Genomic DNA, 13335 nt, shown 5'->3' on the forward strand with positions numbered 1-13335 from the left:
GGGTCAACCGATGTCCCAGGACGCGAGGTGGGTTCCGCAGCGCAGGCATTGGAACAGGTAGGCGGGGGGCTCGCCATTGCGGTCGAGCCGGTGCAGGAACTCTTCGGTTTCCCGAAGACGTCGGCCATGGTGCTCCGGTTGCCGGTCGGCCACCATCCGCACATGATGTGGTACGCCGCCTGGTAACGACGCACACCTTCGAACTTCGCTCACATGGCGGAGACCGCAGCCTCGATTTTCTTCGCCGCCGTGGGCTTTACCTTCCCGGACACCCGCACCAACACTCGGCCATTGTCTGCCCGGTAGTGGTATTCGGTTCCCAAGATGGGCGCGGACTTCAATGCCGTCTGGATGTACTCCGACCTGCGATCCACGTCCGCTGCCGCCGCGAACACCTCGACCACGAGTCCTCGGTCGATGCCGAACTTCTCGGCTTCTGGGTCGCCACCGGGCAGGTCAGCGGACGCCCGGGATAGATATCCGTTGGGCCGCCCGAGGAGGTCGTTCGGGTCGGTGTCCTCGTCCTGTACAGCCCCCTTTGTCAGGCCGAGTTTCGCAGCGGTCAGGTTGGCCAGCACCTGCTCGGCGGTGAGCGGTGTCGCAGCGGCGGGCGCCGGGGTGGCCGCAGGTGTGGTTGGGATGGCTTGCGGTGGGTTGCTCGCGGTGTCGGGGGTGGTCGCGCCGCAGCCGGCGGTGAGGGCGAGTGCGGCGACGAGGACGACGGTTCCGTGTTGAAGGCGCATCGGACGATCTTCCGGCAGCACCCGGGTTGGGGTGGTCCTGCACCCCGCCGGGCGGCTGTCCGGTTGATGACAACCCTGGCAAGAGTCCACCCGACCGTGTTCAACATGGCACCTGCTTCACCCGACTTCACACTTCCTGCTGGGAGGCGAACTGGTGACCGACCACAACCGCCGCTTTGCCCGCTACGCCGCTCTGGCGTTCGCTGTGGCCGTCGCCGCTGGCATGACCGCCTGCGGCACTAGCGGGTCTAACAACACCGCCGCCGGCGCCAGTTCAGCCCCGGCGCCGCTGCCCAGGATTGGAACCGCCTGGCCTGCCACACTCTGCCCACGGACATGTTGAAGATCCTTGAGAACCTCGCGGACACTCGTAAGACCGCCGAGCACGCGTTGAAGTCGGCGGACCGGATCATGTCGGCGCACGGCCGGGACCTGCCGGACGCGGTGAACGCTCGGGAGACCGCGGACCTGAACGGGGAGCAGTCGACTGCGGTGGAGGCGAACTTGGAGATCAGCAAAGCCGCACTCAAGGTCGCTGAGGCGTGCGCGACGCTGTATGGGGACGGGCCGTGGTGAGCTGAGTGGCGTGGAACGCGTCAGCGTAGAACTGCTCCCGAAACTCCGTCTCATCTGCGCGGAGCAGCCAGAAGATCTCCTCCGCTGTGCGGCCCGGGAAGGGACAGGGCTTGACGTCGCGTCGGCGCACCTGCGCCGCGCTCGACCGCATTACGCGGATAAAAAACGGGAGGAAGGCGTAGTTGTCCTCGGTGGTCAGCCTCTTGCCGGCCACCCAGAGGTCGACGACGCGGAGTTGGTGCGGCTCGACCTCGCCGATCTCCACAGCAAACGTGGCCCGATCACCGAGACGTCGTGTCATCAGCCAAGGGCGCAGTCATGCGGAAGGCCGCGCCTGACGGGGTAGCTTGCCATCCCTCGGTCAATGCCTTGCGGACAATCGCAGCGACCGCCGACGGAAGAACGGGCACGGCCGACCCGCCGATCCAGTTACTTGGATGGTCCTGCGGCATGCTGGCCAGCAACACCCCGCCCTTGCAATCGACCTGTTCCACAGCGACAGCGAGCGGCCGCTCACACAGCCCTTGGACATAGGTTGGTTTGCCGCGCACTCGCCACCTGTAGGTGACCCCGTCAACCGTTATGAGCCGAGAGCCCTTCTTGACCAACGCCATGACGACCCTCCTCGACGTCAGATGACCCTGCCCGCAGCGTGCCCGATGCAGCGGTCAGTATGGGCAGCGCGGGACGCCCGATCAGCGAGGCAGACACGCCGCGCGCCGCATGCCCCCAGAATGTCGCTACGCCCCGTGTAGATCAACGCGATTCCCAAGCTGATCGTGGGCCGCTGCCCTAAGGGACGTCTCGTATCTCGGCGATGGTGAGATGTCCGTCGCTGGGGCGGTGGTCCGACCGACGGTGGTCTTCGAGGTGAGCTGCCGCCGGTGGCCGCCGTATCAGTACGGCCGCTGGATCCCTCGCTCCGAGAGCGTCGCTTCGTAGAAGCCGAGAAAGCGCACTGCCTCTCCGACTGCCTCGTCCAGCTCGTCGAGAGCTACGCTGTCGCCGGGGTCATGGCGCAGTAGGCGCGCCGCGTCCGCCAGCTGCACCAGCAGGGCAGCGAACGTATCGCCCTGCAGGTGGATGCCGGGGAATGCCCTACCCGGAAGCTGCACGACGGCACAGTTGGTACCACCAGACAGCACCTGCGCTTGGTCATGGCTCAACTGAGCAGGATTCCAGCACCACTCGAAGATCGTCCAAGGAAGATCTTCTCACCCCGGTGACTGTCTGCTGAAGACGGCCGGTCAGGCCGCCTGGGTGCAGGTGATCACCGCAGCCCGTCCGGCGTGGATTTTCCCGTTCACCGGGCTGCAGCCCGTCCAGTTCTGCCAGCTGGTCCGGTTGGTCGCCGAGCGTGGCGGTGACGCGATCAGTGACGGGCGGCCGGGCCGGCATGGGCTCTCGACCTGCCCGATCGGGTGCTGTTGGTGGCCGTGTACTGGCGCACGAACCTGACCATGCGCCAGATCGGCCCGCTGTTCTGGGTGTCGCACTCCGCCGCGCATCGGGTCATCGACACCCTCGGCCCATTGCTGGCCCTGGCGCCGGTGCGCCGACGACGCCTCCACCCAGGCGCACGTCGCCGCCGTCATCACCGACTACCAACGCCGACACGACGCCGGAGTCCTGCTCATCACCCACGACCCCGCCCTGATGACCGGCTGGACCACCCGCGTGGTCGACCTCCACCCATCGGCGGCGACGTAGGCGTCGAATGCCGGCGGAATGGGTGAGTGCCTCCTACTCCGGTTGTCGCACCTCGTGTCCGAGGCGTGGGCCGGGGAGGTGGCACGCCGGCACGTTGATGTCGCAGGTGACGGTGGGTATGGCCGAAGCCTGCCCACCCGCGCGGGCACGCAGATCGGCTCGGGTCAGTCGCGGCTCGGGTCAGCGGTGACGGCGCGCAGCTGCGGGTGGTTGCGGCGGAGCTGGTCGTCAAGTCCCTGGCGGAGGGTGCGTCGGGCGGCGGGGCAGCCGTGGCAGGCTCCGGCGAGCTTGACGGTGACCGTGCCGTCGCGAACGTCGACGAGCTCGATGTGGCCGCCGTGGGAGCGGGCGAGGTCGCCGACCGGCCCGTCGAGCAGCCCCTGCGCGGCGTCACGTAGTGGCCCGTCGTCCGGCTCGCCGCAGATGCCGGCCGGGCTCCAGCCGGTAGGGGCGGCGAGGGCAGCGTGCAGGGCCGTACGGACCCGGGCACCGTCGTGTGACCACTGCCGGCCGGGATGCAGCGTGGTGACGATCGCCGCGGGTTCGACGCGGACCTGGGCGAGGGTCCCGTCGTCGCGTAGGGCGGCAAGCGGGGCGGGCAGGTCGCCGGCGACACCGGTGAAGGGCAGTACGCCGTCGGGGGTGACCCAGCGCAGCTGCTCGGCGTGTCCCGCGACAGGCTGGGGATGGATGGGGATCATGACGTCACCCCGTCAGCAGTGCGGTGATCGTTCGGGCCAGGTAGGCAATGATCCAGGCCAGCGCGGTCAGGTAGCCGAACTCGATCAGGGGCCACTTCCAGCCGCCGGTTTCCTGGCGGATGATGCCGACGGTGGCCATGCACTGCAACGCGAAGGCGAAGTAGACCAGCAGCGCGGCGCTGGTAGGTGCGGTGAACAGCGGCTGCCCTGCGTGCGGCCCGTCGGTGTAGGTCATCGCCTTGAGTGCCTTTGACGGTTCGTCGGGGTTTTCCGCGGCGGCGACCTGGCCGAGGGTGGCGACGAACGTCTCCCGTGCCGATTGTGCCGACAGCACGCCGATGTTGATTCGCCAGTCGAAGCCCAAGGGGTCGAAGACCGGTGCGACGAGGTGGCCCAGGTCGGCGGCGTAGCTGTGGTCGGCGACGTAGGCGGAGACCGCCGTGTCGTTGCCCGGGTCGACGCCGTGGGCGCGCAGGTCTGCGGTCGAGTGCAGGGGCAGGTTCAGCAGCAGCCACAGGATGACGGTGGTGACCGCGATGATGGTGGTGCACTTGCGCAGGAACGACTTCGCCGAGTCGCCGACCGCGATCAGCACCGATCGGGGCGAGGGGATCCGGTAGGGGGCATCTCCATGTAGAACGGCAGCAGCGGGCCGGTGCGGTCGCTGAGCTTCTTGAACACCCATGCGGCGGTCATGGCCGAGACCGCGCCGAGCAGGTACATGCCGAACATGACCAGGCCCTGCGCTCCGAGCGGCCCCCACCTGGCGGCCGGGTCGACGAGCAGTCCGATCAGCAGCACGTACACCGGCAGCCGTGCTGAGCAGGTCATCAGCGGCGCTGCCATCATGGTGGCCAGGCGGTCCTTGGCCGATGGCAGGGTGCGGGTGGCCATGATGCCCGGGATCGCGCAGGCGAAGGACGACAGCAGGGCCACGAACGCGCGGCCTTCCAGGCCGGCGCGGGCCATCACCCGGTCCATCAGGAACGCGGCGCGGGACATGTAGCCGACGCCCTCGAGCAGGGAGATCAGGAGGAACAGCAGCATGATCTGCGGCACGAAGACGAGCACCGCGCCGATGCCGCCGATGACGGCGTCGCCGAGCAGTCCCGCCAGCCACAGGTTGCCGATGTGGGTGGCCACCAGCCCGGACAGCCACCCGAAGAACGTCTCCACGTAGCCCTGCAGGGGTGCGGCCAGGGTGAACACGGTCTGGAAGAAGAGCACCATCACGGCGAGGAACACGATCGTGCCCCACAGCGGATGCAGCAACACCGCGTCGACGCGCTGGGTGATGCGGTGCCGTCCCGGGGCCCGGTAGCCGGCGAAGCTCAACACCGACTCCGCCCACGCGTCCGCCTCGGCAGGGTCGTCCGGTGGCGGAAGGGCCGGTGACGACCACATCTGCCACCGCTCGATCTGGTCCTTCAGCTGGTCGATGCCCTTCCCGCGATTGCCGAGCACCCGCACCACCGGCACGCCGAGTGCCTGCTGCAACGCCGGCAGGTCAAGCTGGCCCTGCCGGGCGGACAACTCGTCGGTGAAGGTCACCACCACGCAGGTGGGCAGGCCGCGGCGCAGCACCTGGGCGACGAACCGCAGCGAGCGGCGCAGCGTGGTGGCGTCCACCACGACCAGCAGCGCGTCCGGCGATGCGTCACCGCCGAGACGGCCGTCAAGAACGTCGACCATGATCTGCTCGTCAGGGCTGATCGGGTCCAGGCTGTAGGTACCCGGCAGGTCCTCGATCAGGTACCGCCGTTCACCCGCCTGCAGAGTGCCGACGAATCGGGACACCGTCACACCGGGGTAGTTGCCCGTCTTGGCGTGCAGACCGGTCAGCGCGTTGAAGATGCTCGTCTTACCGGCATTCGGGCTGCCCGCCAGGGCCAAGCGCGGCAATGCCGTGTCAACGGCGCCACGTGCGGCCTCAGCGTGGCATCCCGAGTCACTCACCGCGCGTCCCGAATCAGCACGTGCGCGGCCTGCGCGCGGCGTAGGCACAGGTCGTAGTCCTTGACCCGGTACACCACCGGATCCCGCAGGGGCGCGCGACGCACGACGTGCACCGGCGTCCCGGCGGTGAACCCGAGGTCCGCGAGCCGGCGGGCCGTGGCAGGGGGCGCCCCGTCGGCCAGTCCCACGATCGTGGCGCGGCTGCCCGGCGGCAGGTCAGCGAGCCGACCCGGCTCGACGGCACATACCGCGGGGCCGGTTCGTGCGACAACAGGACGTCTCAGCAGCACCAGCTCACATAAGGAAGGCTGACCTTACCTGCCAGGGCGTGTGACGAACTCCAGCCGGGTGGTCGGCCGTCCGACCACGACCACGTACCGTGCTGGTTGTACTGGCAGCGGCCGTGGTCGGCCTCGTGGCGGCCGGACCCGTCGCGGTAACCGTGACGCGGCACGTCTGTGCCCCGGCTCACCGATCCACCCACGCGCGTCGCGCGATGATCGGGGTGTCCTGCGGTGGCGCCAGGGTGCGAACGTTGATGTTCCGGAAGGGGGTGGGCAGGGTGCGGGTGCTGGTCGTCGAGGACGAGAGGGCTCTGGCGCAGGTGCTGCGCGCCGGCCTGACGGACGAGGGTTTCGCCGTGGATGTGCAGCACACGGGGACCGACGGGTTGTGGGCGGCCACGGAGAACCCGTACGACGTGATCGTGCTGGACATCATGCTGCCCGGTCTCAACGGTTACGAGGTGTGCCGGCGGCTGCGGTCACGGGGCGTGTGGACGCCGGTGTTGATGTTGACCGCGAAGGACGGCGAGTACGACCAGGCGGACGCCTTCGACCTGGGGGCCGACGACTATCTGGTCAAGCCGTTCTCGTTCGTGGTGCTGGTGGCTCGGCTGCGGGCTCTGGTGCGCCGTGGCGCGCCTGCCCGGCCGGTTGTGCTGACCGCCGGGGACCTGAGGGTGGATCCGGCGCGACGGCAGGTCAGTCGGGCCGGCCGGGCGGTTCGGGTCACCGCGCGGGAGTTCGCGCTGCTGGAGTTCCTGATGCGGCACCGCGGTGACGTAGTGTCCAAACGGCAGATCATCGACAACGTCTGGGACGCCCACTTCGAGGGCGACCCCAACATCGTCGAGGTGTACGTCAGCTACCTACGCCGCAAGATCGACCAACCGTTCGGTCGCCAGGCCATCCAGACCGAGCGGGGCATGGGCTACCGCCTGGCAGCCGACGGCGGCTGAGCATGGCCATCGGGTGGATCCGCCGGCATCTGGGAGTACGGCTGCGTTCGGCGTTGGCTGCCGCCACGGTCGTGGGGGCAGCCTTCGCCGTTGGCGCGGCGGCGTTCGTCTACCTCGCCCGCACGGATCTCGCCGGCAACGTGGATGCCGCAGCGCGGCAGCGGGCGGCCGAGGTGATCGCGGCGGTGGGCGCCGGCGATCAGGACGCGCTCGCCCAGACCCTGAGGCCCAGCCCAGGAGAGCAAACGTTGGTGCAGGTCCTCGACCCGTCGGGGCGGGTCGAGGCGGCCTCCGCGGCGCTCGGCGACGCCGCGCCGCTGTCCCCGCTGCGGCCCCGGCCCGGTCAGCTGCTGCGCGAGCAGCGGCTGCTGCCGTTCGCCGACGAGGACCCCTTCCGGATCGCCGCCGAAGGCGTGGCCACCGACTCGGGTGTACGCACGGTTCTGGTGGCGCAGTCGCTGCGGCCGGTCAACGAGAGCACCGAGGCGGTCGCGGCGATCCTGGCCGCCGGGCTGGCGCCCATGCTGCTGGTGGTCGGCGCGGCCGTGTTCTGGTTCGTGGGGCGTTCCCTGCGCCCGGTCGAGGCGATCCGCCGCCGGGTCGCCGGCATCACCGCCCGTGACCTGCATGCCCGGGTGCCCGTGCCGGCCGTCCGAGATGAGGTCGCGGCGCTCGCCGAGACGATGAACCTGATGCTCGAGCGGCTGGAGACCGCCGCGGCGAGCCAGCGCCGGTTCGTCGCCGACGCCAGCCATGAACTGCGCAGCCCCCTGGCCACCCTGCGCGCCGGCCTCGACCGCCTGGCCGGGGCACCCACGCCTGACAATCAGCACGACCTGGTCGCGCTGCTGCGCCGGGAGGCCAGCCGACTCGGCGATCTCGTCGCGGACCTGCTGCTGCTCGCGCGCATCGACGAGCGCGGCGCCACCGGGCGCGGCGACGACGTCGATCTCGACGACCTCGCCTACACCGAGCGGGACCGGCTCGCGGCGCACCGTCCGGACCTGACCGTGCGGGCCCACCTCACCCCGGTACGGGTGGCCGGGGACGCCCACGACCTCGGCCGCGCGCTGCGGAACCTGGCCGACAACGCCGCACGCCACGCCCGTACCTCGGTGACCCTGCGCGTGTCGGTGCGCGACGGGTGGGGGTGCGTGGAGGTCACCGACGACGGACCCGGTGTCCCCGATGCCGACCGGGAACGCATCTTCGACCGGTTCGTCCGTCTCGACGACAGCCGCACCCGCCCGGAGGGCGGCACAGGCCTGGGCCTCGCCATCACCCGCGAGGTCGTCGCGGCTCATGGCGGACACGTGCAGGCGGTGCCCGGGCCGGGCATGACCGTCCGGATCCTTCTACCCAGCGACGTCGAATCGGACCATCGCTAAAGCCGGCACCGGCCAGTTTCAGGCTTTTCTAAGGTGGCGCGCGGCACCCTGAGCGAGAGGCGGCTGTCTGGGCCGGAGCCACCAACGGGGGAGCGATGAACTATCACCTGTTCCAGATCGTCAACGCCGCAGCCGGCCGAAGCGACCCCGTCGACGACGTCTTCGAATGGTCAGCGGTGTGGCTGATCTGGGTCCTCGCCGCCACCGCGGCAATCCCTGTCCTGGCTCACGTGCGGAATGGGCACGCCGCCCTGGTGCGCGTCGTCGCGTCTCTCGCGCTGGCCTTCGCCGTCGGGCTGGCCGTCGCCGCGCTCAGCACCGAGGTACGGCCCTTCCAGACCCACCCCGTACACCAACTGATCCCGCACGCCGCCGGAGCGTCGCTGCCCAGCGACCACGCTACCGCGGCGTTCGCGGTGGCGTTCGCCGTCGGGGCGTTTCTGTCCCGTCGATGGGGGGTAGCGCTGAGCGTGCTCGCCGGCATCATCGGCTTCGCCCGTGTCTGGACCGGCGTGCACTACCCCGGGGACATCCTCGTCGGCGCGCTCATCGCCGCCGCGGCAGTCGCCACCATCGGCGTCGTCGGCCGCGCCTACGACCGCCGTACCAGCCGCCGCCTCGACACCACCGCCTGAGCACCCCCCGCCCCTCGTTCCGGAGGTCATGCCATGTCCACGCCTCAAGCGCTACTCGCCGTGGGCCCCAGCTTCATCGACCCGGAATGGCTGATCTCCACTTTCGGGTTGATCGGGATCCTCGCGATCATCTTCGCCGAGTCCGGAGTGCTCATCGGGTTGTTCCTCCCCGGCGACTCGCTGCTGTTCACCGCCGGGCTGCTCGTCGCCGACAGCCGCTACCTGCACCAGCCGCTCTGGCTGGTCTGTCTGCTCGTCGCCGTCGCCGCCATCGCCGGCGACCAGGTCGGCTACCTGTTCGGCAAGCGCGTCGGCCCGAGCCTGTTCCGTCGCCCCAACTCACGGCTGTTCAAGCAGGAGAACGTGCACCGGGCCAACGCCTTCTTCGCCCGCTACGGCGCCCGCTCGATCGTGTTGGCCCGCTTCGTGCCGGTCGTGCGGACCTTCACCCCCGTCATCGCCGGCGTAAGCCGGATGCACTACCGCACCTTCATCACCTACAACATCCTCGGTGGGGTTCTCTGGGGAACCGGCGTCACCGTGCTCGGCTACTTCCTCGGGCAGATCAGCTTCGTCAAATCGAACATCGAGTTCATCCTGATCGCCATCGTGCTTGTCTCCGTCCTGCCGCTCGGCATCCAGTTCCTGCGCTCCCGCCGCCGTTCGGCAAGCTCGGCCACCGAGGCGGCGGTGGCCGGGAACCACTCCCGCACGGACTGAACGACGCGTCGATGCTGAGGCAACACTGGCCGGATGACCTCGACGATGCTGGTGCTCGGGCCGAAACTCGCCGTCGCGCTGGCGCTGCTGACCGCCGCCGCAGCCGCCATCGCCACCCTTGGACGGCTCGGGCACGGCCGGCAGATCGCCGTCGCCGCCGCCCGCGCCGCACTGCAACTGGCCGTCGTGTCGCTGGTGATCACCGCGATCGTCGGCTCGCTGTGGGCCACCGGGGCGTTCGTCCTGCTCATGTGCGCGGTCGCCGCCGGCACCTCCGGGCGGCGGATCACCGGCGGGCCGTACGGCTGGTGGGCGGCAGTCCCGATCGCCACCGCCAGCCTGACCGTCGTCACCGCCCTACTGCTCGCCGGGCTGGTGCCCCTGCGCGGCATCGCGATCATCCCCATCGCCGGCATCCTGACCGGCGGCGCCATGACCGCCACCAGCCTCGCCGGGCGGCGCTTCAACGACGATCTGCGCGCCCGACGCGGCGAGGTCGAAGCCGCCCTCGCGCTGGGACTGCTCCCGCGCGACGCCCGGCTGCTCGTCTGCCGCCCCGCCGCCAGTCAGGCACTCATCCCCGCCCTCGACCAGACCCGCACCGTCGGCCTCGTCACCCTCCCCGGCGCCTTCGTCGGCGTCCTCCTCGGCGGCGCGAGTCCCCTGACCGCAGGGATCACCCAGTTGTTCGTCCTCGTCGGTCTCCTCGCGGTCGAAGCCACCGCCATCGTCCTCACCATCGAATTGATGGCGCGGGGACGGCTGCGCCCGCGATCACCGTGAACGCAGTGAAACGCCCCGCCTCGCGCCCGCCACACCCCGCGACGGCGACCCGTGGTGGTCCCGGCCTCGATCAAGACCGCTTCGACGCCCGGCCGCACGCGTCGTCGGTCAGGCCACTCAGACCGACGGCGCGGCCACCCGGTCGCCGCTCCGCCGACCGATCCCCGGGGTGAGCGGTCAGCTGACGCCGTCGTACTGATTGAGGGTCGTCATCAGGGTGTCCACCGCCGAGGCGCAGTCGCCCTGCACCGGATTCGACGCCCGCAGGGCCGTCAGGACCGCATCGATCTGGTCGTCGAGTTGGTGCCATCTCGCCGAACCGCGCGGCTTCAGCCCCGCCTCGGCGTCGTCCCAGGCCACTTCGAGATCCTTCACCCGGGCCTTCCCGCCCACCAGGTCGTCCTTGGCGACCTTCGTCTTGACGTCGGTGACGATCACCGCGAAGGCGCCCAGGTTGCCCAGCTTCGTGGTCGGATGAGCTTGCCGCGGGAGGGCTGCCGGGCCGCCGGCCTGGCTACCGGGCTGGGCGGTCGTCATCGGCACAGGCGCGGCGGTCGGCGTAGGGTCCGCGGCCGGCCGCAGCACCAGCCCGACCAGCGCGACAGCTACGACCGCCGCGCCGGCCCACAGGTAGTCCTGCCGGTGGCCGCCCAGCGGCCCCGCGCCCTTGACAGCCACACCATGGCGACTGACCAGAACCTGTTCACGGATGACGAGAACCAGAATCGTGCCGAAGAACAGCAGACTGGTCACACTCGCACCCAGCCCCAGACCGCCGAAATCCTCGCCGACCTGCACGACCAGCGGCCCGCAGCGGCCATCAAGCTGGAACAGCTGTTCGGTGAACTGCGTGCCGACAGCGGCGACGTCGCCAACCGGGCCGCCCTCTCAGACCAGATTACGGCTTTGGTTGGGGAGATCCGGACCGATCCGCGGTTCACTGATTTCCTCGGCACACCGTCGGCGAGCATGATCCGGGACGCGTCTGCCGACGGTCCGATCGTGGTCATCAACGCGAGCATGTGGCGCTGCGACGCTCTTGTGGTGACCCCGGCCGGCGTCGAGGTCGTCCCGCTGCCCGACGCGGGGCCGGCCGAGCTGGCCCGGCGGGCTCGGCAACACCTGGTGTCGGTGCTGGAAGAAGCTCGAAGCATGGAGCGGGATCTGACTGACCTGCTCGACTGGCTGTGGCACGCGGTTGGGCGGCCAGTCCTTGGCGCGCTGGGCGGCAGCCGACAGGGCCGGCTCTGGTGGTGCCCCACCGGGCTGTTTGCGATGCTGCCGCTGCACGCCGCGCAACCACGCGACGGCTCGCCCGGCATGTTGGACCGCGTGGTCTCGTCGTACACCCCGACCGTGGCGGCTCTACGGCACAGCCGTGCGCCTCGGCCCGCGAAGCCGGCGTCACTAGTGGTGGTCTCGGTCGGCGACCTGCCCCGCCAGGAACTCAAGGGAGCGAAGGCCGAGGCGGCCGCAGTGGCGAGCGGGGCCGATCGCCCAGCGGAGTGGCTGGACTCCTCCGAGGCGACACCCGCCGCGGTGCTCGCCGCCCTGACCCACGCCTCTTGGAGCCACTTCTGCTGCCACGCCATTGTCCACTTGGAGCAACCGTCGCGCAGCGGCCTCTTACTGGCAGGCGGCGAGTTGCTCTCCATCGCCCGGCTGCGCGCCGTGCCAACCAGCGGCGAGTTCGCCTTCCTGTCGGCCTGCCACACTGCACTCGCCGGCGTCACCAACACCGACGAGGCCATCACCCTGACCGCGGCACTCCAGTACGCCGGATGGCGGCAGGTCGTCGGCACCCTGTGGCCGCTCGACGACGCCGTCGCCGTCGACCTGACCAAGCGCCTCTACGAGCAACTCGGCCAGCGGGCCGACGGTGCGCCGGACGCCGAGACCGCGCTGCACCGCTCGATCCGCTGGCTACGCGAAACCCGTCCTAACCAGCCCAGCCTCTGGGCGAACTTGATCCACTTCGGTGCCTAACCCTAGGCCGTGTCTTCAAAGGTTCACAGCCATTGGAGTAGCGCGGCGATGGTGACGGTGGCCTGGTACGAGGTCGCGGTCTTGTCGTAGCGGGTCGCAACGCTGCGGCACTGCTTGAGCCGGTTGAAGCAGCGTTCGACGACATTGCGCCGCCTGTAGATCTGCTTGTCGAACACCGGTGGTCGGCCGCCTCGGTTGCCGCGTCGGCGGCGGTTGGCCTGCTGGTCGGCGCGTTCAGGGATGGTGTGCCCGATGCCTCGCCGGCGCAGGTCAGCCCGGATGGCCTTGGAGCTGTAGCCCTTGTCCGCGATGACGTGGTCCGGGCGAACGCGAGGCCGACCAGGACCCGGGCGCTCAACGCGGATGGCGGCCATGACGTGGGTGAAGCGGGTGCAGTCGTTGACGTTCCCGCCGCAGAGCACGAACGCCAGGGTCCGGCCCAGGCCGTCGCAGGCGAGGTGAATCTTGGTGGTCAGTCCACCTCGACTTCGACCGAGGGCGTGATCTTGTGGTTCGTCCGATTCGCAGGTCCCCCTTTAGCGCCCGCGGCATGCTGGTGGGCTCGCACGATCGTCGAGTCCACCGACACCAACCAGTCGATATCCCCGGCCGCGTCCGCGTCGGTCTGCACCCCGGCGAGCATCCGCTCGAACGTGCCATCCAACGCCCACCTCCGGAAACGGGTGTAGATCGACTGCCACGACCCGTACCGGGCGGGCACATCCCGCCACGCCGCCCCGGCCCAGATCTTCCACACGATCCCGTTGAGCACCCGCCGGTCATCGACCCGGGGCCGACCACCGGTCACCGCCGACGGCAGATACCGCGACAGGGCTTCCCACTCGGCGTCAGACAACTCGTAGCGACGACCCACGCGCTACATCATCCGACACCAAG

General features: G+C 69.8%; 13 protein-coding genes and 3 pseudogenes. 8 read left to right on the forward strand and 8 right to left on the reverse strand.

The genetic code is table 11. From position 1 onward, the window contains the following. Positions 1–3 precede the first annotated feature (3 nt). Both AB0B39_RS17105 and AB0B39_RS17110 read right to left on the reverse strand, forming a co-directional pair. Positions 4–156, reverse strand: a complete 153-nt coding sequence (locus AB0B39_RS17105) for a CbrC family protein (protein WP_357574762.1) — start codon at positions 154–156, stop codon at positions 4–6. Between the two features lie 53 nt (positions 157–209). Then, positions 210–743 carry a hypothetical protein gene (locus AB0B39_RS17110; protein ID WP_357574763.1) on the reverse strand — a complete coding sequence of 178 codons (534 nt, stop codon included), beginning with the start codon at positions 741–743 and terminating at the stop codon, positions 210–212. A 336-nt stretch (positions 744–1079) separates the two neighbouring features. Here AB0B39_RS17110 and AB0B39_RS17115 point away from each other — a divergent pair, with 336 nt between their 5' ends. Then, positions 1080–1319, forward strand: coding sequence for a hypothetical protein (locus AB0B39_RS17115; RefSeq protein ID WP_357574764.1), 240 nt, complete (start codon positions 1080–1082; stop codon positions 1317–1319). Positions 1320–2215: 896 nt separating this feature from the next. Here the strand turns inward: AB0B39_RS17115 and AB0B39_RS17120 are convergent. Beyond that, the gene (locus AB0B39_RS17120) at positions 2216–2485 is read right to left on the reverse strand and encodes a hypothetical protein (protein ID WP_357574765.1); all 270 of its coding nucleotides are present in this window, start codon (positions 2483–2485) and stop codon (positions 2216–2218) included. Between the two features lie 94 nt (positions 2486–2579). On the opposite strand from AB0B39_RS17120, the pseudogene AB0B39_RS17125 reads away from it, so the two are divergent. Then, positions 2580–2887, forward strand: a pseudogene (locus tag AB0B39_RS17125) (transposase family protein); the annotation flags it as partial. 306 nt (positions 2888–3193) lie between these two features. Here the strand turns inward: AB0B39_RS17125 and AB0B39_RS17130 are convergent. The 3 genes and pseudogenes from AB0B39_RS17130 to AB0B39_RS17140 form a co-directional block, all read right to left on the reverse strand. Then, entirely contained in the window at positions 3194–3730 is a 537-nt protein-coding gene (locus AB0B39_RS17130; protein ID WP_357574766.1) for a NifU family protein, read from the reverse strand. 4 nt (positions 3731–3734) lie between these two features. Then, a pseudogene (locus tag AB0B39_RS17135) lies at positions 3735–5632 on the reverse strand (ferrous iron transporter B). A gap of 50 nt (positions 5633–5682) precedes the next feature. Then, positions 5683–5976, reverse strand: coding sequence for a FeoA family protein (locus AB0B39_RS17140; RefSeq protein WP_357574767.1), 294 nt, complete (start codon positions 5974–5976; stop codon positions 5683–5685). Between the two features lie 272 nt (positions 5977–6248). On the opposite strand from AB0B39_RS17140, the gene AB0B39_RS17145 reads away from it, so the two are divergent. From AB0B39_RS17145 to AB0B39_RS17165, 5 genes are all read left to right on the forward strand, one after another. After that, positions 6249–6926 (forward strand): response regulator transcription factor, encoded by a 678-nt coding sequence (locus tag AB0B39_RS17145; RefSeq protein ID WP_357574907.1) that lies wholly within the window; start codon positions 6249–6251, stop codon positions 6924–6926. A 2-nt stretch (positions 6927–6928) separates the two neighbouring features. After that, positions 6929–8314, forward strand: a complete 1386-nt coding sequence (locus tag AB0B39_RS17150; protein ID WP_357574768.1) for a HAMP domain-containing sensor histidine kinase — start codon at positions 6929–6931, stop codon at positions 8312–8314. A gap of 95 nt (positions 8315–8409) precedes the next feature. After that, complete coding sequence (locus AB0B39_RS17155; protein WP_357574769.1) at positions 8410–8949, forward strand: phosphatase PAP2 family protein; 540 nt, start codon at positions 8410–8412, stop codon at positions 8947–8949. A 33-nt stretch (positions 8950–8982) separates the two neighbouring features. Further along, entirely contained in the window at positions 8983–9669 is a 687-nt protein-coding gene (locus AB0B39_RS17160) for a VTT domain-containing protein (protein WP_357574770.1), read from the forward strand. Between the two features lie 33 nt (positions 9670–9702). After that, a complete protein-coding gene (locus AB0B39_RS17165; protein WP_357574771.1) occupies positions 9703–10452 on the forward strand; it encodes an ABC transporter permease in 750 nt (249 codons plus the stop codon). A gap of 177 nt (positions 10453–10629) precedes the next feature. Here the strand turns inward: AB0B39_RS17165 and AB0B39_RS17170 are convergent, their stop codons facing one another. Then, positions 10630–11130: a hypothetical protein gene (locus AB0B39_RS17170; RefSeq protein WP_357574772.1), complete on the reverse strand. Its 501-nt coding sequence runs from the start codon at positions 11128–11130 to the stop codon at positions 10630–10632. 3 nt (positions 11131–11133) lie between these two features. On the opposite strand from AB0B39_RS17170, the gene AB0B39_RS17175 reads away from it, so the two are divergent. Continuing rightward, a complete protein-coding gene (locus tag AB0B39_RS17175) occupies positions 11134–12438 on the forward strand; it encodes a CHAT domain-containing protein (protein WP_357574773.1) in 1305 nt (434 codons plus the stop codon). Between the two features lie 23 nt (positions 12439–12461). Here the strand turns inward: AB0B39_RS17175 and AB0B39_RS17180 are convergent. Then, a pseudogene (locus AB0B39_RS17180) lies at positions 12462–13312 on the reverse strand (IS5 family transposase). Between the last annotated feature and the right edge of the window lie 23 nt (positions 13313–13335).

This window comes from Micromonospora sp. NPDC049114 (assembly GCF_040648635.1).
GTDB lineage: Bacteria > Actinomycetota > Actinomycetes > Mycobacteriales > Micromonosporaceae > Micromonospora.